Below are 25,411 nucleotides of genomic sequence, written 5' to 3'. Positions count from 1 at the left end.
GTCAGGGCAGCGCTTTTGATACCAGCGGGAACGTATCCGGTTGGCGAATCGACTCAAGCGAAAGATCGATATCCAACTCTGGCCAGTAAAGATGCTCCGGCGTAGGCCATTCGACATGAGAAATCTGATCGATGGTGGCGCGGCGAAACCACGGGAATTGCTCAAACGGCAGGAGAACCTCTTCATCCGCCAGCAACAACCAGAATCCGTGTTTTGAAACGTGGGTGACTTCAGGTGCCGAAATGACTGTGCCAGGCATTGGTAATCTCCCCAAGATGGTTTTCAACAACGGATTGTGCTTCACGCAGCAGGCGCTGGTTGAGACCAGCCGACGTTGCCAGGTGAACACTGGGCGTCAGCCAGAACTTTGCTTCGCCGTCAGGGTGTGAGACATGAACATGGATGCGCGGCTCCTCCCGAGAAAAGAAGAATAGCCGAAACTGACCGTCACGAAGAACTGTAGGTGCCATGCCGATACTTTACACCGTGCGCATGGAGAGATTAAACGGTTGGGACCGGAGTGGGCCTGTAAAGCATGGTCCCTTATTGTTCTAGCAGCGTTGAAAACCCCGCTATGTAATAAGCCTCGAACGCATGCTGGAGTGCTGTTTTCGCTTGCGCTGGTGGCTTGGCTCGTTGATTTAATAAAGGGTCAAGAAGGGTAACCATATCGTTCTCGAGCTTTGTGAGATTAGCGACATTGGCGCTGAAAAATCGAAGCGAAAACTTGGCGTTGGGGTAACGCTTCACAGCAGCCTGCTGAAAAATACGTAGCTTGTAGTCGTTCGGCGAGTGCGGCTGAAACTCCTTCAGGTAGTCCTTTATTCGGCGCAGGAGTGAGTTCGTTTTGCCAACGTATATTTTGTATTCGCTCTCACCAACAAGCATTGACCAATAATAGATTCCAGGTGTTGCGAGATCAGTATTGAGTGCGTCGCCGATGGCTCCGCACTCTGGGTTTACAAGATTGGCATTCGAGCAGACAAGGTCAAACTGTAATTTGATCGCCGCAGTCTCGTTGGCTGATTGAATGAATTGGTTCAGACCTGATGTCATTGCTATGCCTAACGTCGAAATTATCAGCCTGCGTGGGTCCCTTTGTATTTCAGCGTCGCCCACCCAGAATCGACCCCAGCACTCCACGCAGAATCTGCTTGCCAATTTCCCGACCAACCGTACCAGCCACGCCGCGGGCGGCACTCTTGGCGGCGCTCTCCAGCACGCCTTCGCGGCGACCGCCGCGCGGGCCGGTGCTGCCGGTCAGGATTTCGCCGAGTCCGCCGAACAGGCCGCCGCCCGAGCTTTCCTGCGGGGCGGGGGCGCTTTGTCTGGGTTGTGGGGCGGGGGCGCTTTGTCTGGGTTGTGGGGCGGGTTCGCGGTTGGCGCTGTTGCCCCAGTCTGCGTCGTTGAGGTTGCCGTTACCGGCCGGTGGGGCGGGGATGGCACTGGGGGCGGCCTGGGTGGCGGCGGGTTTGCCGCGCAGGATTTCGTAGGCGGATTCGCGGTCGATGGTCTGGCCGTAGGTGGCGAGCAGCGGGCTGGCCTGGATCATGGCCTGGCGTTCTTCGGGCGTCAGCGGGCCGAGGCGGGAGGCGGGCGGGAAGATGAAGCCGCGTTCGACGATGGTCGGCCGGCCTTTTTCGTCGAGGAATGAAACCAGCGCTTCGCCGACGCCGAGTTCGGTGATCACCGCCGCGGCATCGAATTTCGGGTTGGCGCGCATGGTTTCGGCTGCGGCCTGCACGGCTTTCTGGTCGCGCGGGGTGAAGGCGCGCAGGGCGTGCTGGACGCGGTTGCCGAGCTGGCCGAGGATTTTTTCCGGGACGTCGAGCGGGTTCTGAGTGACGAAATAGACGCCGACGCCCTTCGAGCGGATCAGGCGGACAACCTGCTCGACCTTGTCGGTCAGCGCCTGGGGGGCATCGGAAAAGAGGAGGTGGGCTTCGTCGAAGAAGAAGACCAGTTTCGGCTTTTCCAGATCGCCGGCTTCGGGCAGTTGCTCGAAGAGTTCGGAGAGCATCCAGAGCAGGAAGGTGGAGTACAGGGTCGGCGAGTTGATCAGTTTTTCGGCGGAGAAGATGTTGATGACGCCACGGCCGTTTTCGTCGACTTTCATCAGGTCATTGATGTCGAGCATCGGCTCGCCGAAGAAGACGTCGCCGCCTTGCTCTTCGAGCGTCAGCAGGCCGCGCTGGATGGCGCCGATCGAGGCCGAGGCGACGTTGCCGTATTCGGTGGTGAAATTCTTGGCGTTGTCGCCGACGTGCTGGACCATGGCGCGCAGGTCCTTGAGGTCGAGCAGGAGCAGGCCCTGGTCGTCGGCGATCTTGAAGACCAGTTGCAGGACGCCGCCTTGCGTGTCGTTGAGGTTGAGCAGGCGGGAAAGGAGCAGCGGGCCCATGTCGGAGACGGTGGCGCGGACCGGTATGCCGCCCTGGCCGAAGACATCCCAGAAGGCGACCGGGTTGGCGTAAGGCGTGAAGCCGTCGAGGCCGAGATCGGCGATGCGCTTGAGCAGTTTTTCGGAGGGGGTGCCGGCGGCGCCCATGCCGGAGAGGTCGCCCTTGACGTCCGCCATGAAGACGGGAACGCCGACAAACGAGAGGCGTTCGGCCATCGACTGCAGGGTCACCGTCTTGCCGGTGCCGGTGGCGCCGGTGATCAGGCCGTGGCGGTTGGCCATCTGCGGCAGCATGGCCGGGTAGCCGTCTTCGGATTTGGCGAGGTACATGGGTTCGGACATGGCAGCAGGCTCCAGCGGGAAAAGTATCCCGGCATTCTAGCAACGCCGGGATAGGGCTTTGTTAAATAGCGTAATGTTTCCAAGCTACGCCGGCCTGACGAGAAGCCGCCGGGCGGGTAAAATCTCGCCTTCTTCGTTATTTGCATTCAGGGAAAACAGCATGGCTGGTCATTCCAAGTGGGCCAATATCCAGCACCGTAAAGGTCGCCAGGACGAGAAGCGCGGTGCCGCCTTCTCCAAGATTGCCAAGGAAATCACCGTTGCGTCCAAGATGGGCGGCGGCGACATCAACTTCAACCCGCGCCTGCGCGTCGCGGTCGACAAGGCCAAGGGCGTCAACATGCCCAAGGACAAGATCGACACGGCGATCAAGAAAGGCACGGGCGAACTCGAAGGCGTCGAGTACATCGAGATCCGCTACGAAGGCTACGGCATCGGCGGCGCGGCGATCATGGTCGATTGCCTGACCGACAACAAGGTGCGCACGGTGGCCGAAGTTCGCCATGCGTTCTCGAAGTTCGGCGGCAACATGGGTTCCGACGGCTGCGTGGCTTTCCAGTTCAAGCACTGCGGCCAGATGATCTTCGCCCCGGGAACCGATGAAGGCGCGCTGATGGATGCCGCCATTGAAGCCGGCGCCGACGATGTGACGACCAATGATGACGGCTCGATCGAAGTGCTGACCCCGCCGAACGACTACATGGCCGTCAAGGATGCGCTGGAAGCGGCCGGTTTCAAGCCGGAGTTCGGCGAAGTGACGATGAAGCCGGACAGCGAAAACGTCTTCGCCGGTGACGAAGGCGTGCGCATGCAGAAGCTGCTCGACGCGCTGGAAAACCTCGACGACGTGCAGGAAATCTACACCACGGCCGTCATCGAAGACTGACCTGCCGTGTGGGGCTGGTAATTAACATGGGTCATTCCCGCGAAGGCGGGAATCCAGAATAATCAGAAAGCTGGATCCCCGCTTTTGCGGGGGTGACAAACTGACATCTCCCCGCCTTGCCGTTGCAACCAAAGGACTCACCGTGAATCTTCGTCAGCTTTCCCTTGCCCTGTTCGTCGCCGCGCTGAGTTTTTCGGCCGGCGCTGCCACGTTTTCCTGCCCCGATCTGGCCAGCACCGTCCAGGTGAATGCCTGCCCGACCGAGGACGAGCTGAAATTCACCTACAACGGCTATTGCAGCGACAACGCCAAGGCTTACGCCAACCAGACCGATTCGTGCATCCGCTACGAGGATTACCGGGCGATGAAGAACACGGCGCGCTGGGAATCGGCGGATGGCGAGTTCGACGGCTACGTGTCGTGCGATCTGCCGGCCGCGCAGTTCAAGGCCTTGAAGGCGACGAGCCTGAAGGTGGTGGCCCAGGGCAAGCTGACCAAACTGGTCTGCTCCTACCCGAAGGGCATCAATTTCACCTACCGGACCAAGCAAACCTGCACGATCGACAACGAAAAGGCCTGCGCCGCCGATGCGGCCAACTGCAAGGCGACTTGCAACTGAGGCGCCAGGCGTTTCGCCCCGGTGCGGCCTGAATCCCCCTTTCCGCTGAACAGCGACGCCCGGCCGGCGTTGGCGCTGCCGGTCATCATCGACATCGAAGCCTCGGGTTTCGGCAAGGGCAGTTATCCGATCGAGATCGGTTATTACATGCCGGACGGGCAGTCGTTCTGTTCCCTGATTCGCCCGGAGGCCGGCTGGAACCACTGGGACAGCTCGGCTGAAAACGTCCATGGCATCACCCGGGCGCTGCTCGAAACCAAGGGGCGGCCGGCGCTCGATATCTGCCGGGAACTCAATCAGAAGCTGCGCGGCCAGCCGGTGTATTGCGACGCCTGGAGCTATGACTATGTCTGGCTGAGCGTGATGTACGACGCGGTCGATCTGGTGCCGACATTTACCCTCAAGGACATGCGCGAATTGCTCGACGAGTGCGAACAGGCCCTGTGGCACGGCACCCGCGCTGCCGTCGAACTGCGCCTGCAACTGCGCCGCCATCGGGCCAGTGGCGATGCCCGCACCCTGTTTGAAACCCTGCTCGAAGCGCGCAAGCGTTGTGCGCCGGACTGGCTGGCTTGAGGCTCATGCAGCGTTTCTATCCATTCCTTTTCGTCTTCCTGTGGAGCACCGGGTTCATTGGGGCCAAGTACGGCCTGCCCTACGCCGAACCGCTTTCTTTCCTGCTCAGCCGTTACGGGCTGGTCATCACGCTGATGCTGGTCATTGCGCTGGCGACCCGGGCGCCGTGGCCGGAAAAACCGCGTGACTGGCTGCATATCACCATCTCCGGGGTGCTGGTGCATGCGGTTTATCTTGGTGGTGTCTTCGTTGCCATCAAACACGGCCTGCCGGCCGGGGTGACGGCGCTGGTTGTCGGCATGCAGCCACTGTTGACGGCCTTTGGTGCCGGCTGGCTGCTGGGTGAGAAAGTGAGCACTCGCCAGTGGGCCGGGCTGGGCTTGGGCTTTGTCGGTGTCGGCATGGTGGTTTCCGGCAAGCTGGGCGACGGGGCGCTGGGGCCGATGCTGATTCCGGCGCTGGTCGCGTTGCTCGGCATCACAGCTGGCACGCTCTACCAGAAACGCTTTTGTCCAAAGTTCGATCTGCGCACCGGCTCGATCATCCAGTTCGTGCCGACGGCCATCGTCACCGCCGTTGCCGTGGCGGTATTCGAGGATTACCAGATCGAATGGAACGGCCAGTTTGTCTTTGCCCTCGGCTGGCTGGTGCTGGTCCTGTCGATCGGGGCGATCAGCCTGCTCAACCTGCTGATCCGCAGCGGCAGTGCGGTGAATGTCGCCAGCCTGTTCTACCTGACACCGCCAACCACCGCCCTGATCGCCTTCTTCATTTTCGGTGAAAGTTTGACGCTGACTGCGGCCATTGGCATGGTGGTGGCCGTCAGTGGCGTTTATCTGGTGGCGAAGACGAAATGAGCATCACGACCCCCCGTATTCTCGGCATCGACCCCGGTCTGCGGGTGACCGGGTTTGGCGTCATCGAACTGCATGGCAAGCAACTGGTTTACGTCGCCAGCGGCTGCATCAAGTCGAACGACAAGGAATCGCTGCCGGAACGGATCAAGACGCTGTTCGCCGGCATCAGCGAAGTCATCGCGACCTATCAGCCCAATCAGGCGGCGGTGGAAAAAGTGTTTGTGAACGTCAATCCGCAATCGACGCTGCTGCTCGGTCAGGCGCGCGGCGCGGCGATCAGCGCACTGGTTCATGCCGGGTTACCGGTCGCCGAATACACGGCGCTGCAGACCAAGCAGGCTGTGGTCGGCCATGGCAAGGCGGCCAAGGATCAGGTGCAGGCCATGGTGGTCCGGCTGTTGAACCTGCCCGGCGCACCGACGGCCGATGCCGCTGACGCCCTCGCCTGCGCCATTGCTCACGCCCACGGCGGGCAGGGTTTGGGGGCGATGTCGACGGCTGGATATCGTATTCGCGGCGGGCGACTGATAGGATGAGAAACTGTGTGAAAATACAGTACTTTTTCCAGAAAGAGATTGCCCCGAAATGATCGGACGACTGACCGGCATCCTCGCCGAAAAGAATCCCCCGCAGATCGTGCTCGATGTAAATGGTGTCGGCTACGAGCTTGACGTGCCGATGAGCACCTTCTACAACCTGCCGGCAGCGGGCGAGAAGACCAAGTTGCTGACGCATTTCGCGGTGCGTGAGGATGGCCACTATCTCTACGGTTTTCTGACCGAAGCCGAGCGCTTCGCCTTCCGCCAGTTGCTGAAGGTGTCGGGCATCGGCGCCCGCACGGCACTCTCGGTGCTCTCCGGCCTGTCGGTCAATGATCTGTCGGCAGCAGTGGCCCAGCAGGAACTGGGGCGGTTGATCAAGATTCCCGGTATCGGCAAGAAGACGGCCGAGCGCCTGCTGCTCGAATTGAAAGGCAAGCTGGCCGATGCGACGGGCGTTTCGCTGCATGCGGCAGTCGACGACGCCAAGCAGGATATTTCCAACGCCCTGCTCGCCCTCGGCTACAACGAGAAGGAAGCGGCGGCGGCAATGAAGCAATTGCCCGCCGACATCGGTACCTCGGATGGTATCCGGGCTGCCCTCAAACTGCTGTCGAAGGTCTGATGATCGAAGAAAACGACCCCAAACGGCTGGCGCAAATCGCGCTGGTGGTGCTGCTGATCATCGGCTGCATCACGGTGCTGTTGCCGTTCATCGGTGCGGTGTTGTTCGCCTTTGTCGTCTGGATGTGCACCTGGCGTTTCTACGCCGAAAAGCTGCTGCCGATGCTCGGTGGGCGCGATACGGTGGGCGCCTCGCTGATGACCCTGGCGCTGATTCTGGTCATGTTGTTGCCCACCGTTTTCCTCGCCGGTTCGCTGGCCAATGGCGCCGACAATCTGATCGATTTCCTCCGGCCCTACATCGAGCAGGGCTTGCCGGCCGAGCCGCCGGGTTGGTTGAGCGGCCTGCCTTTCTTCGGCAGCGAAATCGAGGCGAACTGGCATCGTCTGGCCGGTAACCGCGAAGAACTCAACAGCATGGTCAAGCAACTGATCGCCCCGGCCCGCCAACTGGCGCTGGCGCTCGGCGGCATTGCGGCCAACGGCCTGCTGCAGTTGGCGCTGGTGCTCTTCGTTACCTTCTTTCTCTATCGCGACGGTGCGGCGATCAGCAATGCCCTGTATGTCGGCGCCCGCAAGCTGGGCGGCGAACTCGGCGAGAACATGCTGGACAAGGCGCGCGGCACGGTGGTCGGCGTCATGCTCGGTATTGTCGGCACGGCGGCGGCACAGGGCACGGTGGCGATGATCGGTTTCCTGATCGCCGGCGTGCCACAGGCCATGCTGCTTGGCTTCGCCACTTTCTTCCTGTCGATGATCCCGGTTGGCCCGCCGCTGATCTGGGGCGGTGCGGCGGCCTGGCTGTATAGCGAAGGGCAGACCGGCTGGGCGATTTTCATGGTGCTCTATGGTTTGTTCGTGATCAGCAGCATCGACAATTTCGTCAAACCGATCCTGATTGCCCGTGGCGCTGGCCTGTCCATCCTGCTCATCGCCCTTGGCGTGCTCGGCGGCGTGCTGGTCTTCGGCTTCATCGGTATCTTTCTCGGGCCGGTGTTGCTGGCGCTCGGTGACATGCTGTTGCAGCGCTGGATTCGTGAGGAACCTCTCGCATGATCGAAACCGACAAACTGGTCGCCAAGGCTGGCCCTAGCGTTGACCGCATCATCGCACCGCAAACCAAGTCGGCGCAGGAAGAAGCGCTCGAACGCGCCCTGCGCCCAAAGCGGCTGGCCGACTACACCGGGCAGGTCAAAATCCGCGAACAGCTCGAAATCTTCATCCAGGCCGCCCGCAACCGCAGCGAATCGCTCGACCACGTCCTGCTCTTCGGCCCGCCGGGGCTGGGCAAGACGACGCTGGCCCACATTGTGGCCGCCGAAATGGGCGTCAACCTGCGCCAGACTTCCGGCCCGGTGCTCGAACGGGCCGGCGACCTCGCCGCCATCCTGACCAATCTCGAACCGCACGACGTGCTGTTCATCGACGAAATTCATCGCCTGAGTCCGGTGGTCGAGGAAATCCTCTACCCGGCGCTGGAGGACTTCCAGATCGACATCATGATCGGCGAAGGCCCAGCGGCGCGTTCCGTGAAACTGGATTTGCCGCCATTCACGCTGGTCGGTGCCACCACCCGGGCCGGCATGCTGACCAACCCATTGCGTGACCGCTTCGGCATCGTCGCCCGCCTGGAGTTCTACACGGCGGAAGAGCTGAAAAGCATCGTCAGCCGTTCGGCTTCCTTGCTCAACGCGCCGATTGACCCTGAAGGCTCCTTCGAAATCGCCAAGCGCTCGCGCGGTACACCACGCATCGCCAACCGCCTGCTGCGTCGCGTCCGCGACTATGCCGAGGTCAAGGCCGACGGCAACATCACCCGCCAGGTGGCCGACGCCGCGCTGCACATGCTCGACGTCGATCCGGCCGGGCTGGACATCATGGACCGCAAGCTGCTCTCCGCCATCATCGACAAATTCGGCGGTGGCCCGGTCGGCGTAGACAACATCGCGGCGGCCATCGGCGAAGCACGCGACACCATCGAGGATGTGCTGGAACCCTACCTGATCCAGCAGGGCTACCTGCAACGCACCCTGCGTGGCCGCATCGCCACACCGGCCATCTACCGCCACCTCGGCCTGGCCGAGCCGGCCAGCGCGGTGGTGCGCGACCTGCTCGCCGACGAGTAGCGCTAGACCCGGAAGCTGGCGACCGACGCCTTGAGTTGGGTGGCCAGCCCCTGCAGGCGCTGGGCATCGGCCACCATATTCCCGACTGCGGCAGTGTTTTCCTCATTCATCACCGCCACTTGCTCGACATTCTTGGCGATGACCTCGCTGGCCGAGGATTGCTCGCGCAAGGCGAGTGAAATCTCGTTGACGGCCTCGACGACGGCATTCGTTGCATCATTGATGCGCGCCATGCTGTCGCCGGCTTCGTTGGCCTTGCCAACGCTGTCGTTGACCCGCTTCGCCCCGTCCTCGATGCCGCCAATCGCGTTGTTGGTAGTCGTCTGAATGCTGTCGATCATGGCGGTAATCTCGTGGGTCGAGCTTGCCGTACGTTCGGCCAGTTTGCGCACTTCGTCGGCGACCACCGCAAAGCCGCGCCCTGCTTCGCCGGCCCGTGCCGCTTCGATGGCGGCGTTCAAGGCCAGAAGATTGGTCTGGTCGGCAATGTCCTTGATCACATTGACAATGGTTGAGATCTGACGCGAACCCACGCCCAGTTTTTCCACCATGGCGGCCGACTGGTTCACCGATTCGGCGCTGCGCTGCATGTCGGCGACGGCCTGGCTGACGGTCGCGTTGCCCTGGGCCGAGAGGTTGCCGGCGTCGGTGGCCATTTCATTGACCGAGGCCGCACTGTCGGAAACGTGCCGGATGCTGACCGTGATTTCCTCGAGTGTCGCCGCGATGGCCGAGGTGGCGTCGTTCTGCTGCGAAACGCCGCCGGAGACGCGATCGGCCATCCGCACCAGATTGTCCGACGCGGCGTTCAGGGCATCGGCGCCTTGATGGATATTGCGCACGATCCCCTGCAGACCGTCCCGCATGGTCGTCATCGCTGCCATCAGGCTATGGGTGTCGCCGGTGCCGAGCGGAATTTCCGTCAGCAAATCACCGGCGGCGATACGCGCCGCCGCCTCGGCGGCTGCGGTCGGTTCGCCACCCAGCGGTTTGAGTACCATTTGCCGCAGCATCACGAACATCATGCCAATCAGCACGATGCAGGCCAGGATACCGACTGAAATGATGGTAATCATGCGCTTCTGGGCGATCGCATCGACTTCCTGCTTCGGATACGCCGCCATCACCTTGAAGCCCCAGGCCGGGAATTCGTCGCGCTTGACGAACCAGCCGGCGTCGTTTTCCAGAAGTTTGCCGATTTGCTCGTCGGCAACGTGCGAGGAGCGGAAGCGCACCTTGTCATGCGTATCAAGGATGGCCATGAAGCCGTTGTCGAGCAGGCGCGCTTTCTCGATGGCCTGTTTCAACGCAGCCATGTCGATCTTGTAGCCGACATACCAGATGCCGATCAAGCCTCCCTGAGGGTCGCGGATTGGCTCGTAGCCGGTAAAAAAGGGATTGCCGAGAATTTCGACAACACCGTAGAAGGCGTTGCCGTTGCGGATCGCAGCGATGGCCTTGCCCTTGGGGTCGAGCACGGTGCCGGTGGCGCGTTCGCTATCGCGTTTGACGTTGGTCGACACCCGGACGAAGTCTTCCCCCTGTTTGACGAACAGGGTCGCCGTGCCGCCGGCCACTTTGACGACGCCGTCCACCAGATCGAAATTGTTGGCCTGCGGACGGCCGCCCAGCAACAGATTGGGAACGGTCTTGTCCTTGACCTGAACTGCGGGGCCGAGCGTCGCCGGCCCAAGGGCCTGGCCGCGCTCGATCAGCAGACGCATGGCGCTCCTGGTCTGCTCGGTGATCAAGGCATCGGTCACGGTCAAAATTTGCAATGCCGCCTGGGAGCGGTCATCGGCATCAAGCGCTACCTCACCCTCAATGCGCTTGCTTTCCAGCGACGAGAAGATGAGTGCCCCGCCAAGAACGACCAAGATGACAAATGCGGAGACGGGTACGATAAAACGTGCTTGAAGGTTATTTTTGAACATTTAAACGCCGTTTTGTGGTTTTTGTTATTTGCAGTATATACCCGATTGGAATTCGTGTTCAGGTCGGTCAACAGGTGCGCGCTATGATGCGTTAATCATGTTTCAACTCTGGAGACGGCCCGTGCGGAAAATTGTCCTTTTTGTCCTGTGCACCGCTGCAGTCAGCGTGGCGCACGCTTTTTGCGGCTTTTACGTCGGCAAGGCCGATGCCAATCTGTTCAATGAAGCCTCGCAGGTCATCGTCGTCCGCGACGGCGACAAGACCGTGGTCAGCATGCTCAATGACTACAAGGGCGATGCGAAGGAGTTCGCGCTGGTTGTTCCGGTGCCGACCGTGCTGCAGAAGGGGCAGATCAACGTCGGCGACAAGAAGACTTTTGACCGGCTTGATGCCTATTCGGCACCCCGTCTGGCCGAGTATTACGATCCCAATCCCTGTGATCGGCGCCTGTACGAGATGCGGAGCAAGGATGCAGCCGTGGCACCGGCTGCTGCGCCGGTGGGGAGCGCGGCCGCCGCCAAGGCACTCGGCGTGACCATCGAGGCCAGCTACACGGTTGGCGAATACGACATCGTGATCCTCTCCGCCACCCAGTCGGATGGCCTGGAAACCTGGCTCAAGCAGAGCGGCTACCGCATCCCGGCCAATTCGGCCAAGGCGCTGGCGCCTTACATTCGCCAGAACATGAAATTCTTCGTGGCGAAAGTGAATCTGGCCGAGCAGGCCAAGACTGGTTTCACGATGCTGCGCCCCTTGCAGTTCGCCTACGAATCCGAGAAGTTCATGCTGCCGATCCGCCTCGGGATGGCCAACGCCAACGGCCCGCAGGATCTGATCGCCTACATGCTGACCAAGAATGGCCGCGTCGAAACCAGCAACTACCGCACGGTCAAATTGCCGGCCAATATGGACCTGCCGGTTTTTCTCAAGCAAGGCGACGAATTCCGCAACTTCTACAAGTCCATGTTCGGCGAACAGGCGAAGAAAGAAGGCTATCGTGCCGTCTTCACCGAGTATTTCTGGGATATGGGCTGGTGCGATCCCTGTGCCGCCGATCCGCTGTCGCCGGAAGAGCTGCGCAAGGCGGGCGTCTTCTGGGTCGGTGCACCGAATAACGATGTGCAACCAACGCCGCTGCCCGGCCAGCCGCAGGCGCGCATCATGCCGCCGCGGCCATTCCCCGGGGGCGGTGCCCAGCCGGTCATGCTGACCCGCCTGCACGTCCGCTATACCCCGGATACCTTCCCGGAAGACCTGATGTTCCAGGAAACCAAGGACCGCCAGAACTTCCAGACCCGCTATGTCCTGCGCCACCCGGCCAAGGTCGAGCCGAACGCCTGCCCGGAAGCCAAGCCTTATCTCGAGAGCGTGATCAAACGCCAGGAAAACGAAGCCCAGCAACTGGCCACCCTGACCGGTGGTGACATCAACGCCATCCGCAAGAAGCTGACCCTGCCCCCGGTTCCGCCACAAAAACCATGGTGGGATGGTCTGTGGAAATGAAACCACTCCCCTCTCCCGCCAGCGGGAGAGGGGCCGGGGGAGAGGGCGACACCCTTCTCGATCGTGCCAAGCGTCTCCGATCAACATCCACCGAGGCCGAAACCCGCCTCTGGTACCACCTTCGTGCCCATCGTCTGAACGGCCTGAAGTTCAAGCGGCAGAAACCGCTCGGTCCGTACATCGTCGATTTTGTTTGTATGGAGTGCAAATTGATTGTTGAAGTCGATGGTGGGCAGCACGCGGAAGCTATCGGTTACGACATGAGGCGGGATGCCTGGCTTGAAGCGCAGGGGTTCCGGGTGCTGCGTTTCTGGAACAACGAGGTGCTTGGGGAAACCGAGGCCGTTTTGGAGAGAATTCTGGCTGAGGCCCTCTCCCCCACCCCCTCTCCCATTAATGGGAGAGGGGAGTGAAGGCGATGGATGCACGTTTATTCCAGATCGGTTTTCAGGCGGTTCTGCTGACGGCAGGTGTGCTGCTGCGCGACTTCAGCCTGCTACCTTTGCAGATGGCGCTGGCACTGGCTTCCGCCGCGGCAACGCAGGCTTTCTGGCTGCGTGTTCTTGGCTTGCGGGGTGTTGGCTATCTCAGTCCTCTGATCACCGGTTTCGGGTTGTCGTTGCTGTTACGCGCCGATAGTCTGTGGCTGCATCCGCTAGTGGCCTGTCTGGCGATCAGCGGCAAGTTCCTGATTCGGGTGCGCGGCAAGCATGTGTTCAATCCGGCCAATTTTGGCGTTGGGGTGGCGCTGCTGGCCTTGCCCGGGGCCTGGGTGTCTCCCGGTCAATGGGGCAACGATCTCGGTGTCGCTGTCTGGATGATTGGCCTTGGCGCGCTCGTTGCCCAGCGGGCACGCCGTGACGATGCTTCCTGGCTGTTTCTGGCCATCTTTCTCGGCCTCGTTGCCGCCAGACTGTTTCAACTTGGCCACAGCTTCGAGCGAGCCTGGGAGATCTTCTGTCATCAGGCCTTGAACGGCGCGCTGCTGTTGTTTGCCTTTTTCATGATCTCCGATCCGATGACCCTGCCCGATCGCCCGGTGGCGCGGCGTTTGCACGTTACACTGGTGGCCGTCGTTGCCTTCAGTTGGCAGTTCCTGTTTTACCGGCCAAACGGGGCTTTGTGGGCTTTGTTGAGCCTGGCACCGCTGGTGCCTTTATGGGATTCGATCTGGCCGGGAAAACGCCATAATTGGCATGGAAACAGATCGTTACAAAACAATGTTGCGGCGCAAGGTAAAATCCCGGGATGAAATACGAGCCGAAACCCAACGCCTTCTCGATTCCTGTCCGCGTTTATTACGAGGATACGGATGCCGGCGGTGTCGTTTACTACGCCAATTACCTGAAATTCTTCGAACGCTGCCGTACCGAGTGGATGCGTTTTGCCGGCCACGACCAGTCAGCCTTGGCAGAAGAAGCCGGCATCGGCTTCGTGGCGCGCAAGGCGAGTTGCGAGTACCTGAAGCCGGCGCGCCTCGATGACGAGTTGATCGTCGGTCTCGAAGTCGAAAAACTGACCCGTGTCCGTGTCGTCTTCCGTCAGCACGTCCGTCGTGGCGACGTCGAACTCGTTACCGGCACCGTTGAAATTGCCTGCGTCAACATGGCTACCATGACGCCGGCTGCCATCCCTGATTTCCTGCATCAAAAACTGGAAGCGCTTAAATGAACGTCACCCAGGATCTTTCCATCCTCCATCTGATTCTCCAGGCCAGCGCGGTCGTCCAGGCTGTCATGGCCCTGCTCGCCGGCGTCTCCTTCATGTCCTGGTACTACATTTTCATGAAGCTGTTTTCGGTCAAGCAGGCCCGCGAGAAGACCGAAACTTTCGAGCGTGATTTCTGGTCTGGTGGCGATCTGAACAACCTGTTCAACAGCGCGGTCAATGATCGTCATCACGCCGGTTCCATGGAGCGCATCTTCGAGGCCGGCTTCCGAGAATTCACCAAGCTCAAGGGCCAGAAGAACCTCGACCCGAAGGACATCGTCGACGGCTCCCGCCGCGCCATGCGCGCCACCTACCAGCGCGAGATGGATGCGCTCGAATCGCATCTCTCCTTCCTCGCCTCGGTTGGTTCGGTCAGTCCGTACATCGGTCTTTTCGGCACCGTCTGGGGCATCATGCACGCCTTCCGCGGCCTATCCAACGTCGGCCAGGCCACCCTGGCTTCCGTTGCGCCCGGCATTGCCGAAGCGCTGGTTGCTACCGCCATCGGCCTCTTCGCCGCGATCCCGGCCGTGCTCGCCTATAACCGCTTCTCGCATGACATTGACCGTCTGGCTACCCGCTACGAGTCATTCATGGAAGAGTTTTCCAATATCCTGCAACGGCAGATGCGCTGAAAATGGCCACGCTTGCGATGACTTCGTTGGCTCTCTCGCCGTGCAGTGCGCACTGCCTCGTTCGCCGCCTCGTCCTCGCGGCGCGTGACCCATTTTCAGGGAGGCTCTAATGCGCCAACGCCGCCTGAAAAGCGAAATCAACGTCGTTCCGTACATCGACGTCATGCTGGTGCTGCTCGTCATCTTCATGGTGGCAACGCCGATGATGACGACCGGTTCGGTCGATCTGCCGGCCTCCGGCACGGCACCGCAGAAACCGGACAAGTACATCAAGGTGCAGATCAAGGACGATGGCAGCCTGTCGCTGTTCAACATCAAGGGCGACGAGTCCAAGCTGAAGGGCATCAAGGAACTGAAGGCCGAACTGGCCACCTTGAAGGCGGCCGATGATCAGACACCGATCCTGATCGCCGGCGCCAAGGAAACCCAGTACAAGAACGTGATTGAAGTACTGGATGAAGCCAAGCGCGCCGGCTTCCAGAGAGTCGGCCTGGAAACTGCCAGCGCCAGCAAGTAAGTGGACATGATCCTCGACAAACCCGAAGAGCCCGGCAAGAAATACGCGCTGGCGTTCACCATCCTGGTGCACGTGGCCTTGCTCGCCTTCCTGTTCTTCGGGGTGCAGTGGAAGCGCAGCAAGCCGGAGGTGATGGAGGTCGAGCTGTGGTCGCCCAAGCCGATGCCGGCTCAGGTGGTGGCGCCCCCTCCGCCGCCGCCCGAACCGGAAGTGAAGCCGGAACCGAAGCCCATCCCCAAAATTGAGCCGAAACCCGAGCCGGTTGTGAAGAAACCGGAAATCGTGGTCAAGGAAGAAAAGAAAAAGCCCGAGCCCAAACCGGAACCCAAGAAGCCGGAACCGCCGAAGCCTGAGCCGAAAAAGCCGGAGCCGCCCAAACCGGAAGTCAAACCGCAGCCCAAGTTCGATTTCAGCAAGGAGTTGTCGCGCGAAACTGCCGACCTGAAGCCGCGCCCGAATACCCAACAAATGGCCAATGCCGCCGCCGCCGAGGCCGAACAGCGGGCTTCATCGAACAAGCGTGGGCTGGCCGATTACGCAACGAAGATTCGCGTCAAGGTTCGTGGCAACATCATGTTGCCGCCGGCGATTCAGGGCAATCCGGAGGCGGTTTTCGATGTCAGCCAGTTGCCGACCGGTGAAGTGCTGGACGTCAAGCTGAAACGTTCCAGCGGCAACCCGGCACTGGACAGCGCTATCGAGCGCGCCATCCGGAAATCTTCTCCTTTACCAAAACCGGATGACCCGTCGCTATTCCAGCGAACGCTGGAAATCAAATACAAGCCGTATGAAGAGTAAAATCGCGCGAAACCTTTTGAAAATGAACGCAATGTCCCGAATTTCCCGTCGTATTTTTCTTGCCCTGGCCTTGTGCGTGACTGGTCTGGCCCAAGCCCAGCTTTCCATCGAGATTACCGGCGCCGGCGCCAACCGCATTCCGGTGACCATCGTCGACTTTCCCGGTGACCCGACCGCAGCCCGCGTGATTACCGCGACGGTGCGGGCCGACCTGGAGCGCAGCGGCCTGTTCAAGCTGGTCGATAACGGCACGGCGGCTTTCGATGAAAATACCCCGGTCAATCACGCCGAGTGGAAAGGCAAAGGGGCAGATGCCCTGGCTGCCGGCAGTATTGCCCGCAGCGCCGATGGCCGCATGGAAGCCCGTTTCCGCCTGTACGACACGCAAAAAGGCGTATCGCTGGGTGGCGCGGCTTACGTCACCAACAACGCCCAGTTGCGCGCTGCCGGTCACCGTATTGCCGATTTCATCTACGAAAAGCTGACCGGCGAGAAGGGGGTGTTCTCAACCCGCATCGCCTACGTCGTCAAGGCGCGCGGCCAGTTCCTGCTGCAGATCGCCGATTCGGATGGCCAGAATGCCGCGACAGCGCTGAGCTCGACCGAGCCGATCATTTCGCCGGTCTGGTCGCCGGATGGCGGACGTCTGGCCTATGTGTCGTTTGAGAAGAAAAAACCGGTCATCTACGTGCACACCCTGGCTTCCGGCCAGCGCCACATCGTGGCTAACTTCAAGGGCTCCAACTCGGCGCCGGCCTGGTCGCCGGATGGCCGCAAGCTCGCAGTCGTCTTGTCCAAGGATGGCAACTCGCAGATCTACTCGGTCAATGCCGATGGCAGCGGCCTGCAGCGTGTCACCCAGTCTTCCGGCATCGATACCGAGCCGCGTTACTCGGCCGACGGTGGCACCATCTACTTCACCTCCGACCGTGGCGGCAGCCCGCAGGTCTATCAGACCTCGGCCAATGGCGGCGACGTCAAGCGCGTCACTTTCGAAGGCAGCTACAACGTCTCGCCACGTCCGTCGCCGGACGGCAAGAGCCTGGCTTTCATCAGCCGCCGCGAAGGCCGCTTCCAGCTTGCCGTGATGGATCTGGCTAGCCGCCAGGTACAGGTGGTGAGCGATTCCAACAAGGACGAATCCCCCAGCTTCGCCCCCAACAGCCGCATGATCCTGATCGCCACTGAAATTGGTGGTCGCGGCGTACTATCGGCTGTCTCCAGCGATGGCAGGATCAAACAACGCCTCTCGGTCGCCGCAGGTGATGTGCGCGAACCGGCCTGGGGCCCCTACTTTCAATAATCCTCATCGGAGAACTTTGTGAAAAAACTGCTGATCCCTGCCCTGCTGTCCGCCCTGCTGGCTGCTTGTTCCACCACCCCGTTGCCGGAAGATGGCGCCGGCGCCCCGGTCGAGTCGCGCAGCGGCTCCGGTACCGGCGTTGCTCCGGTGACCGCCGGCGGTCTTGACGCCAGCGGCCTGCCGCGCGAACTGACCGATCCGAAGAGCAAGCTGTCGCAGCGCAGCATCTACTTCGATCTCGACAAGTACGACGTCAAGGACGAGTACAAGGATCTGGTCGCCGCTCACGCCAAGTATCTGGTCGCCAACAAGGGCTTCAAGGTGCTGCTCCAGGGCAATACCGACGAGCGCGGCAGCCGCGAATACAACCTGTCGCTCGGCCAGAAGCGGGCTGAAGCCGTCAAGCGTTCGCTGACCCTGCTTGGCGTTCAGGAAGGCCAGATCGAGTCCGTCAGCCTCGGCGAAGAAAAGCCGAAGGATGCCGGTCATGACGAAGCCGCCTGGTCGCAAAACCGTCGTGCCGACATTCTCTACAAGGCTGCAGACGGCCGCGGCGAGTTCTAAGCCATGCGCCCGGTTCGAATCGCCTTTTTGATCGCCGCGCTGGGTGCCGTCCAGGCCCACGCCGGTGTTTTTGACGACGAGGAAGCACGTCGCCAGGTCAGCGATCTGAGGATCAAGACCGAAGCGCGATTCGACCAGCAGGCCAAGGCCCAGCTGGATCTGGCGAGCCAGATCCAGCGCCAGGTCGAAGAGATCGCCCGCCTGCGCGGGCAGATCGAGACGCTCAATTACGAGCTGGAAACAGCCAAGAAGCGTCAGCAGGATTTTTACCTCGATCTCGATACCCGCTTGCGCAAGTTCGAATCACCGGCAGCGGGTAATGCGGCTGTCGACCCGGCGGCAGGAACCAATGCCAAGCCGGCCGGCGATCCCGCCAAGGAAAGCCAGGATTACGAAGCCGCCCTGAATCAGTTCAAGGCTGGTAAATACAAGGAAGCCGCCGCCGGTTTCGGCGCTTTCGTGCAGAAATACCCGGACAGTTCGCTGGCACCCAATGCCCAGTATTGGCTGGGCAACGCCTGGTACGCCCAGCGCGACTGCAAACGCGCCATCGAGGCGCAAAGTCTGGTCACCACCAAGTATGCCGAGAGCGCCAAGGCACCGGATGCCTGGCTAGCCATCTCGACCTGCCAGCAGGAAATGGGCAACCCGACCGGGGCCAAGCGTTCGCTGGAAACAGTCATTGCCAAGTATCCCTCTGCACCTGCCGCCGACACGGCGCGCGAACGACTCAAGAAGAAATAATTGGCACTGCGCATCACCGAAGTTTTTTACTCGCTGCAGGGCGAGGCATCGCGGGTCGGGCTGCCGACGGTATTCGTTCGTCTGACCGGTTGCCCGCTGCGTTGCAGCTGGTGCGACACGACCTACAGTTTTACCGGCGGCGAACCGGCGACGGTGGAATCGGTGCTGGCCGAAGTTGCCAAATATCCGGCGCGGCAGGTTTGCGTCACCGGTGGTGAGCCGCTGTCGCAGAAGGATTGCCTGCCGTTGCTGACGGCCCTGTGCGATGCCGGCTACGATGTTTCGCTGGAGACTTCCGGGGCGCTGGATGTTTCTCCGGTTGATCCACGTGTCGCCCGCATCATGGACCTCAAGGCACCGGATTCGGCAGAGTCGGCCAGAAACTTGTGGGAAAACCTGACTGTCCTGACGCCACGCGACGAAATCAAGATCGTCATCGCTTCGCGTGGCGATTACGAATGGGCGCGCGATGTGCTGCGCCAGAAGAAACTGGACCAGATCTGTTCCGTCCTTTTCTCCCCGGCGCAGGGGCTGGTCGAGCCCCAGTCGCTGGCGCAATGGATACTGGAAGATGGCCTGAACGTGCGCTTCCAGCTCCAGTTGCATAAGCTCCTTTGGGGTAACATGCAGGGAAAATAAGGACGGAGACAACATGACTGACAATCGTCGCAAATTTTCCCGCATTCCCTTCCGGATTGAAGCCAGACTGTTTGTACCGGATGGGGATTATGTCGTCGAGGTGCTCGATCTCTCGCTGAAAGGCGCGCTGATTCACCCGAAAGACCCGATGTTCGTCACCGTGGGTACCAGCGGTACCCTGAAGATTCACCTCGACAACATCGGTACCAACATCCGCATGGAAGTGACCATCGTGCATCACATGGCCAACTACTACGGTCTGGTGTGCCGCGAAATCGATCTCGACAGCGTTACGCACCTGCGTCGCCTGGTCGAACTCAATCTGGGTGATGAAGCGATGGCCGAACGGGAATTTGCCCTGCTGGCGAATGCCTGACCGGCATTCATTCAGTCGTTTTATCCCCTTGCTGCCAGGCGGTCTTGCGACCATAATCGATCACTAATTGATCTTTCCCGGAGCTTGTGCGCCCGGGAAAGGCGATGAGCTTGGGAGGTGCCATGGTTGAAGCGGGGATTCCATTTTTCGCGTCCACTCGGTCGTGTTCTATCTCTATTTGCCGATCAGTTACGCCATGAATCCCGGCCCAAGTTCTGCCCACCCCTGTTGTCTCGACGATGCTTCGTACGACAGCAGTGTGCGCCCCCCGTTGCTTTGTGATCTGCAACTCTCGATTTTCGAGAACGCCGGGCGCGCCATCATCCTGACTGACCCGGCTGGTCTGATCGTCTATTTCAACCGTGCCGCCCAGCAAATGCTCGGTTACAGCCCGGATGAGGTGGTCGGGCGGGAAACACCGTTGCTCTTCCATCTGGCCGATGAAGTTGCGACCTGTGCCCGGAATATTTCCTCTGAGCAGGCTTGTGAAGCGCCTGACGGTTTTGGTGTTTTTGTCGCCAGACTGAAATTGAAAAACCGGGATGAGGCGGACTGGACCTACGTGCGCAAGGATGGCTCGCATCTGCCGGTCAGCCTGGCTGTCAGTGTCCTGCGTGATGCAAAAGATGCCGTGCAAGGCTATCTGGGCATTGCCTCCGACATCTCCGAGCGTCGCCGGATGGAGCACGATTTGCGTATTGCCGCGATTGCCTTCGAGTCGCAAGCAGCGATCATGGTGACCGATGTCAATCAGCGCATCCTGCGGGTCAATCAGGCATTTACCAGACTGACCGGCTACTCCGCTGAAGAGGCCATTGGACAGACGCCGGGCATGTTGAAGTCTGGGCGGCAGGATGCGGACTTTTATGCAGAAATGTGGCGGTCGCTGAGCCATTCCGGGCATTGGCAGGGCGAGATCTGGAATCGCCGCAAGAATGGCGAGATCTATCCCGAGTGGCTGACGATCAGCGGTGTCCGCGATGCTCGGGGCAAGGTGACGCACTACGTCAGCACCTTTTCCGATATCAGCAACCTGAAGGTGGCCGAATCGGAAATCCACCATCTGGCTTTCTACGATCCGCTGACGGCCATGCCGAATCGTCGTCTGCTCCTCAACCGGCTCGACCAGGCTTGTGCTGCCGGCAAGCGCAGCGGGCAATTCGGGGCGCTGCTGATCATCGATGTCGACCATTTCAAGACGCTCAACGACACCTTGGGTCATGACGTCGGCGACCTCTTGCTGGTCGAGGTCGCCAAGCGGCTGATTGCCTGCATCCGCGAAGGCGATACCGCGGCCCGCCAGGGTGGGGATGAGTTTGTCGTCATGCTCGAGGAGTTGGGGACAGACCCTGCCGGGGCTGCCGTGCAGGCGGAAATCGTGGCCGAGAAGATTCGTCTCGAACTGGCCCGTCCCTACCTGCTGGCTGGCGATACCGAATATTTCCGCTCGGCCAGCATCGGGATCAGCTTGTTCTTCGGCCAGGAAAAAACGATCGATATCCTGCTCAAGCAAGCCGATATCGCCCTCTACAAGGCCAAGGATGCCGGCCGGAACGCCATCCGTTTCTTCGACAGTGCCATGCAGACGGCGCTCGACGAACGGGCGGCTTTGGAAGCCGGCTTGCGCCGGGCGCTGGTTCGTAACGAATTGGCGCTTTATGTTCAGCCGCAGGTCAATGCGGAGCGCCAACTGATCGGGGCCGAAGCCTTGTTGCGCTGGTTGCCGCCCGGGAAGGCCTTGGTTCCCCCGAACGACTTCATTCCACTGGCCGAGGAGACCGGGTTGATCGTGCCGATCGGCATCTGGGTTCTTGACCAGGCCTGTGCCGAATTGCGTCACTGGGCGGATGATCCGCGTACCAGTCGCCTCTTTCTGTCGGTCAATGTCAGTGCCCGCCAGTTCCGGCAGGCCGATTTCGTCGCGCAGGTTGCCGATGCATTGGCGAGACATGGCGCCAATCCCCAACTGCTCAAGCTCGAACTGACCGAGAGCCTGTTGCTCGACAACGTCGAGGAGGTAATCGACAAGATGCAGGCCCTGCGGGCGATAGGCGTGCGCTTCTCGCTGGACGACTTTGGCACCGGCTATGCATCCCTGTCCTATCTGAAGCGCTTTCCCTTCGAGCAATTGAAGGTCGATCGTTCTTTCATCCGGGACATCAACATCAATCCGGATGATGCGGCCATCGTCAGGGCCATCATTGCCATGGGCAATACGCTACGTCTCAGCGTGGTGGCCGAAGGCGTGGAAGACGACTTGCAGCATGCCTATCTGGTCAAACACGAATGCAGTCTGTTCCAAGGCTATTTGTTCGGACGACCGATGTCCTTCAGGGATTTCCGCGTCTCGCTGGGGGAAGCGCCGCTTCCCCGGATCGAAGCTGTCGATAACTGGGTGATCTAGATTCCCAGATAGCGCTGCCAGATGCCGTGATCGGCATCGAGTTCGGCCGATGAGCCATGCCAGACGACCTGGCCACGTTCGATGATGGTGTGACGATCGGCCAGGGCGATCAGCTTCTCAACATATTTGTCGATGACCAGCACGCTCTGCCCTTGGCTGCGCAAGCGGGCCAGGCAGGCCCAGATCTCATCACGGATCAGCGGGGCAAGGCCTTCGGTGGCTTCGTCGAGGATCAGCAAACGCGGGTTGGTGACCAGTGCCCGACCGATGGCCAGCATCTGCTGCTCACCACCGGAAAGCTGGTTGCCGAGGTTTTTAGAGCGCTCCAGCAGGCGGGGAAAAAGCGCGTAGACGCGAGCCGGGGTCCACGGCTCGACAACGTCGCGACGATTGGCGAAAAAGGCCACCAGATGCTCGTCGACCGTCAGATTCGGGAAGCACTGCCGGCCTTCCGGGACCAGCGCAATGCCTGCGCGACCAATGCGGTCCGGGCGCCAGCCGTCGATGCGTTCGCCGGCGAAGCGGATGCTGCCGCCCTTGACCGGCTCCAGGCCGCAGAGGGCGCGCAGCGTCGTCGTCTTGCCCATGCCGTTGCGGCCGAGCAGCGTCGTAGCCTCACCCTCGTTCATGGTCAGATCGAGGCCGAACAGCACCTGGCTCGGGCCGTAGGCGACTTCGAGGCCGTGGATTTCGAGCAGTGGGCTCACTGGTGATCTCCGAGGTAGGCGCGGCGCACTTCCGGGTTTGTCCGCACCTCATCCGGCGTGCCGGTACAGATCAGGTGGCCATTGACCAGTACCGAAATGCGGTCGGCCAGGCGGAAGACTGCCGCCATGTCGTGCTCGACAAGCAGGATCGTGACATGACGGGCAATTTGCTCGATCAGTTCGACCATCTGGGCAGATTCCTCGGGGCCGGTGCCAGCCATCGGTTCGTCGAGCAGCAGCATCTGCGGCTTGGTGGCCAAGGCCATGGCCAGTTCGAGCGCCCGTTGCTCGCCATGGGCAAGATTGCCGGCGATGGTGTCGACGCGATGGCCCAGCCCAAGTTGTTCGAGGTAGCTGCGTGCTTCGTCGAACATCGCGGCTTCGCTGCTTGCCGGTCGCCAGAAGCGGAAGCTGCTGCCGGAATCCTTTTGTCCCAGCACCGCCAGTGCCACGTTGTCGAGGGCCGACAGACCAAGAAAGACATTGGTGATCTGGTAAGAGCGCGCCATGCCGACCGCGACGCGCTGATGCATGGCAAGCTTTGTCACGTCCCGGCCGGCGAAATGCACGCTGCCCGAGTCGGGCAGCAGGGCGCCGGAAACGTGGTGAATGAAGGTGGTCTTGCCAGCGCCGTTGGGGCCGATCAGGGCATGCACCTCGCCGGCTACAACGCTGAAATTGACGCCTTGCAGCGCGTCGACCGCAGCAAAGCGGCGCGATAGATTGCGGACGTCGAGCAGCGCCTCAGTCATGGCGTTTTCCAAACAAGGCCGCAACACCCTTGGGGGCGAAGAGCACGATCCCGAGCAGCAGCAGACCAAGGGCAATGTGCCAGTGCTCGGTGACGCCGACCAGGCTTTCCTCCAGCACCAAGAGCACGACCGCCCCGACTACCCCACCATACAGATAGCCAACGCCACCGATGATGACCATGACCAGCAGCGTGCCGGATTGCGTCCATTGCAGCAGGTTGGGGCTGGCCAGGCCGGTCAGGTTGGCCAGCAAGGCACCGGCCAGTCCGGCCAATGCGCCGCCGAGGGCAAAGCAGATCAGGCGGTAGCGGAAGACCGGGTAGCCGAGGGCTTCCATGCGCGTCTCGTTCTCGCGGATGGCCTGGATGACCCGGCCGAAACGGGCATCGGCCAGCCGCCCGAGAAAGAGCATGACCAGTGCCAGGCAGCCAAGGGCGGCATAGAACAGTGCGCTATCGCCGGCCAGGCTGAAACCACCCAGGGTCATCCGGCCGACCAGCGGCAAGCCGTCATCGCCGCCCCAACTGCGGGCCGAGACGAACAGGTAATAGGCCATCTGGGCGAAGGCCAGGGTGATCATGATGAAATAGACGCCCCGGGTGCGCAGGCTGATGGCGCCAACGCCCAGCGCCAGCAGCCCGGCAACCGCCATGGCCAGCGGAAAGGCCAGCAAGGCATCGCTGATGCCGCTGCTCATGCAGATTGCTGCCGCGTAGGCGCCGGCACCAAAAAAGGCAGCGTGGCCGAGCGAGAACATGCCGCCGAAACCGAGCACCAGATTCAGGCTGGAGGCGGCCAGCGCCAGGATCAGCACGCGGGTGGCAAAGCCGATGTAGAACTCCTGGCCCAAGGCGGTCAGTGTCGGTGGCAAGGCGAGCAGCGCCAGCAGCAGCGCGATGGCGAGGGGGTATTGGTAACTGGCGGGACGGTAGAAAGCCATCACGCCCTCGCCGGGAACAGGCCTTGCGGCTTGAAGAAGAGGATGCCGGCCATCAGCAGGTAGATCAGGATCGAAGCCAGCGCAGGACCGAGGGTGGATGCCGCATCGGCCGGCAGCAGGGCGCGCAGCAGGGTGGGTAACAGAGCACGACCCAGCGTGTCGACGGTACCGACGATCAGACTGCCGACCAGCGCACCGCGAATCGAACCAATGCCGCCGATGATGATGACGACGAAAGCCAGGATCAGCACGCTTTCGCCCATGCCGACCTGCACTGCGAGCAACGGCCCGAGCAGGCCGCCGGCCAGCGCGCAGAGGGCGGCGCCGAAAACGAACACGGCGGCGAACAGGCCTTGCACGTTGATGCCGAGCGCCTCGGTCATTTCGCGATTCGAGGCCCCGGCGCGTACCCACATGCCGACCCGGCTTTTCGCCACGAGCAGGTAGAGCAGCCCGGCGACAGCCAGGCCGAAGGCGATGATGACCAGTCGGTAGGCCGGGTAGAAAAAGCCGCCAATCTCGACCGGACCAGACAGCGACTCTGGTGGGTTCAGCATCAGTGGCTGCGGCCCCCAGATCATGCGTACCGCTTCGTTGGCAATCAGGATCAGGGCGAAGGTGGCGAGCACCTGCGACAGATGATCGCGTTTATATAGTTGCCGGAACAGCGATAGTTCGAGCAGCAGGCCGAGCACCGCCGCACCAGCGACACCGGCACCCAGTCCGATCCAGAACGAATCGGCGGCCTGCGCGGCGGCAGCGACGAAGTAAGCGCCCACCATGTAGAGCGAGCCGTGGGCCAGATTGATGCAGTCCATGATGCCGAAGACGAGCGTCAGCCCGGCGGCGAGCAGAAAGAGCATCAGGCCGAATTGCAGGCCGTTGAGGGTTTGTTCGAGAAATAGTTGCAGCAT

30 protein-coding genes are annotated in these 25,411 nt (G+C 61.1%); 21 read left to right on the top strand and 9 right to left on the bottom strand.

Going from position 1 to position 25,411, the window contains the following annotated elements:
* Position 1: 1 nt before the first annotated feature.
* The 4 genes from KI617_RS19530 to KI617_RS19515 all read right to left on the bottom strand — a co-directional run bounded on the left by KI617_RS19530 (position 2) and on the right by KI617_RS19515 (position 2,743).
* On the bottom strand, positions 2-259 hold the full coding sequence (locus KI617_RS19530; RefSeq protein ID WP_226449203.1) for a DUF2442 domain-containing protein: 258 nt from the start codon (positions 257-259) through the stop codon (positions 2-4).
* Entirely contained in the window at positions 231-470 is a 240-nt protein-coding gene (locus KI617_RS19525) for a DUF4160 domain-containing protein (protein WP_226449201.1), read from the bottom strand. The genes KI617_RS19530 and KI617_RS19525 overlap by 29 nt, the downstream gene beginning before the upstream one ends.
* A 73-nt stretch (positions 471-543) precedes the next feature.
* A complete protein-coding gene (locus KI617_RS19520) occupies positions 544-1,056 on the bottom strand; it encodes a GIY-YIG nuclease family protein (protein WP_226449199.1) in 513 nt (170 codons plus the stop codon).
* Positions 1,057-1,105: 49 nt separating this feature from the next.
* On the bottom strand, positions 1,106-2,743 hold the full coding sequence (locus tag KI617_RS19515) for a helicase HerA-like domain-containing protein (RefSeq protein WP_226449197.1): 1,638 nt from the start codon (positions 2,741-2,743) through the stop codon (positions 1,106-1,108).
* Between the two features lie 160 nt (positions 2,744-2,903).
* Between KI617_RS19515 and KI617_RS19510 the strand changes: the two genes are divergently transcribed.
* The 8 genes from KI617_RS19510 to ruvB all read left to right on the top strand — a co-directional run bounded on the left by KI617_RS19510 (position 2,904) and on the right by ruvB (position 8,970).
* A complete protein-coding gene (locus KI617_RS19510; protein WP_226449195.1) occupies positions 2,904-3,629 on the top strand; it encodes a YebC/PmpR family DNA-binding transcriptional regulator in 726 nt (241 codons plus the stop codon).
* Positions 3,630-3,771: 142 nt separating this feature from the next.
* Positions 3,772-4,248 (top strand): hypothetical protein, encoded by a 477-nt coding sequence (locus KI617_RS19505; protein ID WP_226449193.1) that lies wholly within the window; start codon positions 3,772-3,774, stop codon positions 4,246-4,248.
* 21 nt (positions 4,249-4,269) lie between these two features.
* A complete protein-coding gene (locus KI617_RS19500; RefSeq protein ID WP_226449192.1) occupies positions 4,270-4,824 on the top strand; it encodes a 3'-5' exonuclease in 555 nt (184 codons plus the stop codon).
* 5 nt (positions 4,825-4,829) lie between these two features.
* Positions 4,830-5,681: a DMT family transporter gene (locus KI617_RS19495; protein ID WP_226449190.1), complete on the top strand. Its 852-nt coding sequence runs from the start codon at positions 4,830-4,832 to the stop codon at positions 5,679-5,681.
* A complete protein-coding gene (ruvC, locus tag KI617_RS19490) occupies positions 5,678-6,217 on the top strand; it encodes a crossover junction endodeoxyribonuclease RuvC (protein WP_226449180.1) in 540 nt (179 codons plus the stop codon). The genes KI617_RS19495 and ruvC overlap by 4 nt, the downstream gene beginning before the upstream one ends.
* Positions 6,218-6,266: 49 nt before the next feature.
* Positions 6,267-6,845: a Holliday junction branch migration protein RuvA gene (ruvA, locus tag KI617_RS19485; RefSeq protein WP_226449178.1), complete on the top strand. Its 579-nt coding sequence runs from the start codon at positions 6,267-6,269 to the stop codon at positions 6,843-6,845.
* Positions 6,845-7,900, top strand: coding sequence for an AI-2E family transporter (locus tag KI617_RS19480; RefSeq protein ID WP_226449176.1), 1,056 nt, complete (start codon positions 6,845-6,847; stop codon positions 7,898-7,900). The genes ruvA and KI617_RS19480 overlap by 1 nt, the downstream gene beginning before the upstream one ends.
* Positions 7,897-8,970, top strand: a complete 1,074-nt coding sequence (gene ruvB / locus KI617_RS19475) for a Holliday junction branch migration DNA helicase RuvB (protein ID WP_226449175.1) — start codon at positions 7,897-7,899, stop codon at positions 8,968-8,970. The genes KI617_RS19480 and ruvB overlap by 4 nt, the downstream gene beginning before the upstream one ends.
* A gap of 2 nt (positions 8,971-8,972) precedes the next feature.
* Here the strand turns inward: ruvB and KI617_RS19470 are convergent, their stop codons facing one another.
* Positions 8,973-10,904 carry a methyl-accepting chemotaxis protein gene (locus KI617_RS19470; protein ID WP_226449173.1) on the bottom strand — a complete coding sequence of 644 codons (1,932 nt, stop codon included), beginning with the start codon at positions 10,902-10,904 and terminating at the stop codon, positions 8,973-8,975.
* A gap of 121 nt (positions 10,905-11,025) precedes the next feature.
* Here KI617_RS19470 and KI617_RS19465 point away from each other — a divergent pair, with 121 nt between their 5' ends.
* From KI617_RS19465 to KI617_RS19405, 13 genes are all read left to right on the top strand, one after another.
* Positions 11,026-12,408 (top strand): DUF2330 domain-containing protein, encoded by a 1,383-nt coding sequence (locus KI617_RS19465; RefSeq protein WP_226449171.1) that lies wholly within the window; start codon positions 11,026-11,028, stop codon positions 12,406-12,408.
* Positions 12,405-12,821 (top strand): endonuclease domain-containing protein, encoded by a 417-nt coding sequence (locus KI617_RS19460; protein WP_226449169.1) that lies wholly within the window; start codon positions 12,405-12,407, stop codon positions 12,819-12,821. Before KI617_RS19465 ends, KI617_RS19460 begins: the two co-directional genes overlap by 4 nt.
* A gap of 5 nt (positions 12,822-12,826) precedes the next feature.
* Positions 12,827-13,660, top strand: coding sequence for an RnfABCDGE type electron transport complex subunit D (locus KI617_RS19455; protein WP_226449167.1), 834 nt, complete (start codon positions 12,827-12,829; stop codon positions 13,658-13,660).
* Positions 13,657-14,079, top strand: a complete 423-nt coding sequence (ybgC, locus tag KI617_RS19450; protein WP_319004129.1) for a tol-pal system-associated acyl-CoA thioesterase — start codon at positions 13,657-13,659, stop codon at positions 14,077-14,079. The genes KI617_RS19455 and ybgC overlap by 4 nt, the downstream gene beginning before the upstream one ends.
* Positions 14,076-14,753: a protein TolQ gene (tolQ, locus tag KI617_RS19445; protein WP_226449165.1), complete on the top strand. Its 678-nt coding sequence runs from the start codon at positions 14,076-14,078 to the stop codon at positions 14,751-14,753. The genes ybgC and tolQ overlap by 4 nt, the downstream gene beginning before the upstream one ends.
* A 109-nt stretch (positions 14,754-14,862) precedes the next feature.
* A complete protein-coding gene (gene tolR, locus KI617_RS19440) occupies positions 14,863-15,270 on the top strand; it encodes a protein TolR (RefSeq protein WP_011289775.1) in 408 nt (135 codons plus the stop codon).
* Between the two features lie 6 nt (positions 15,271-15,276).
* On the top strand, positions 15,277-16,068 hold the full coding sequence (locus tag KI617_RS19435) for an energy transducer TonB (RefSeq protein ID WP_226449163.1): 792 nt from the start codon (positions 15,277-15,279) through the stop codon (positions 16,066-16,068).
* Between the two features lie 31 nt (positions 16,069-16,099).
* Positions 16,100-17,371 carry a Tol-Pal system beta propeller repeat protein TolB gene (gene tolB, locus KI617_RS19430; RefSeq protein WP_226449161.1) on the top strand — a complete coding sequence of 424 codons (1,272 nt, stop codon included), beginning with the start codon at positions 16,100-16,102 and terminating at the stop codon, positions 17,369-17,371.
* Positions 17,372-17,389: 18 nt separating this feature from the next.
* Entirely contained in the window at positions 17,390-17,935 is a 546-nt protein-coding gene (gene pal / locus KI617_RS19425; protein WP_226449159.1) for a peptidoglycan-associated lipoprotein Pal, read from the top strand.
* 3 nt (positions 17,936-17,938) lie between these two features.
* On the top strand, positions 17,939-18,679 hold the full coding sequence (ybgF, locus tag KI617_RS19420; RefSeq protein ID WP_226449157.1) for a tol-pal system protein YbgF: 741 nt from the start codon (positions 17,939-17,941) through the stop codon (positions 18,677-18,679).
* On the top strand, positions 18,680-19,318 hold the full coding sequence (queE, locus tag KI617_RS19415) for a 7-carboxy-7-deazaguanine synthase QueE (protein ID WP_226449155.1): 639 nt from the start codon (positions 18,680-18,682) through the stop codon (positions 19,316-19,318).
* A 13-nt stretch (positions 19,319-19,331) separates the two neighbouring features.
* The gene (locus KI617_RS19410) at positions 19,332-19,694 is read left to right on the top strand and encodes a PilZ domain-containing protein (protein ID WP_226449153.1); all 363 of its coding nucleotides are present in this window, start codon (positions 19,332-19,334) and stop codon (positions 19,692-19,694) included.
* A gap of 196 nt (positions 19,695-19,890) precedes the next feature.
* Positions 19,891-22,098 (top strand): sensor domain-containing protein, encoded by a 2,208-nt coding sequence (locus KI617_RS19405; protein ID WP_226449151.1) that lies wholly within the window; start codon positions 19,891-19,893, stop codon positions 22,096-22,098.
* Here KI617_RS19405 and KI617_RS19400 read toward each other — a convergent pair.
* From KI617_RS19400 to KI617_RS19385, 4 genes are read right to left on the bottom strand one after another with little or no spacing between them, the layout of a single operon-like run.
* Positions 22,095-22,805: an ABC transporter ATP-binding protein gene (locus tag KI617_RS19400; protein ID WP_226449149.1), complete on the bottom strand. Its 711-nt coding sequence runs from the start codon at positions 22,803-22,805 to the stop codon at positions 22,095-22,097. The genes KI617_RS19405 and KI617_RS19400 overlap by 4 nt on opposite strands.
* Positions 22,802-23,557, bottom strand: coding sequence for an ABC transporter ATP-binding protein (locus KI617_RS19395; RefSeq protein ID WP_226449147.1), 756 nt, complete (start codon positions 23,555-23,557; stop codon positions 22,802-22,804). The genes KI617_RS19400 and KI617_RS19395 overlap by 4 nt, the downstream gene beginning before the upstream one ends.
* The gene (locus tag KI617_RS19390; protein ID WP_226449145.1) at positions 23,550-24,497 is read right to left on the bottom strand and encodes a branched-chain amino acid ABC transporter permease; all 948 of its coding nucleotides are present in this window, start codon (positions 24,495-24,497) and stop codon (positions 23,550-23,552) included. The genes KI617_RS19395 and KI617_RS19390 overlap by 8 nt, the downstream gene beginning before the upstream one ends.
* Positions 24,497-25,411: a branched-chain amino acid ABC transporter permease gene (locus tag KI617_RS19385; RefSeq protein WP_226449143.1), complete on the bottom strand. Its 915-nt coding sequence runs from the start codon at positions 25,409-25,411 to the stop codon at positions 24,497-24,499. Before KI617_RS19385 ends, KI617_RS19390 begins: the two co-directional genes overlap by 1 nt.

Source organism: Ferribacterium limneticum, from assembly GCF_020510625.1.
Classification (GTDB): Bacteria; Pseudomonadota; Gammaproteobacteria; order Burkholderiales; family Rhodocyclaceae; genus Azonexus; species Azonexus limneticus_A.
The sequence above is the reverse complement of the archived record's forward strand: the minus strand, read 5'-3'. Positions and strand labels throughout refer to the sequence as shown.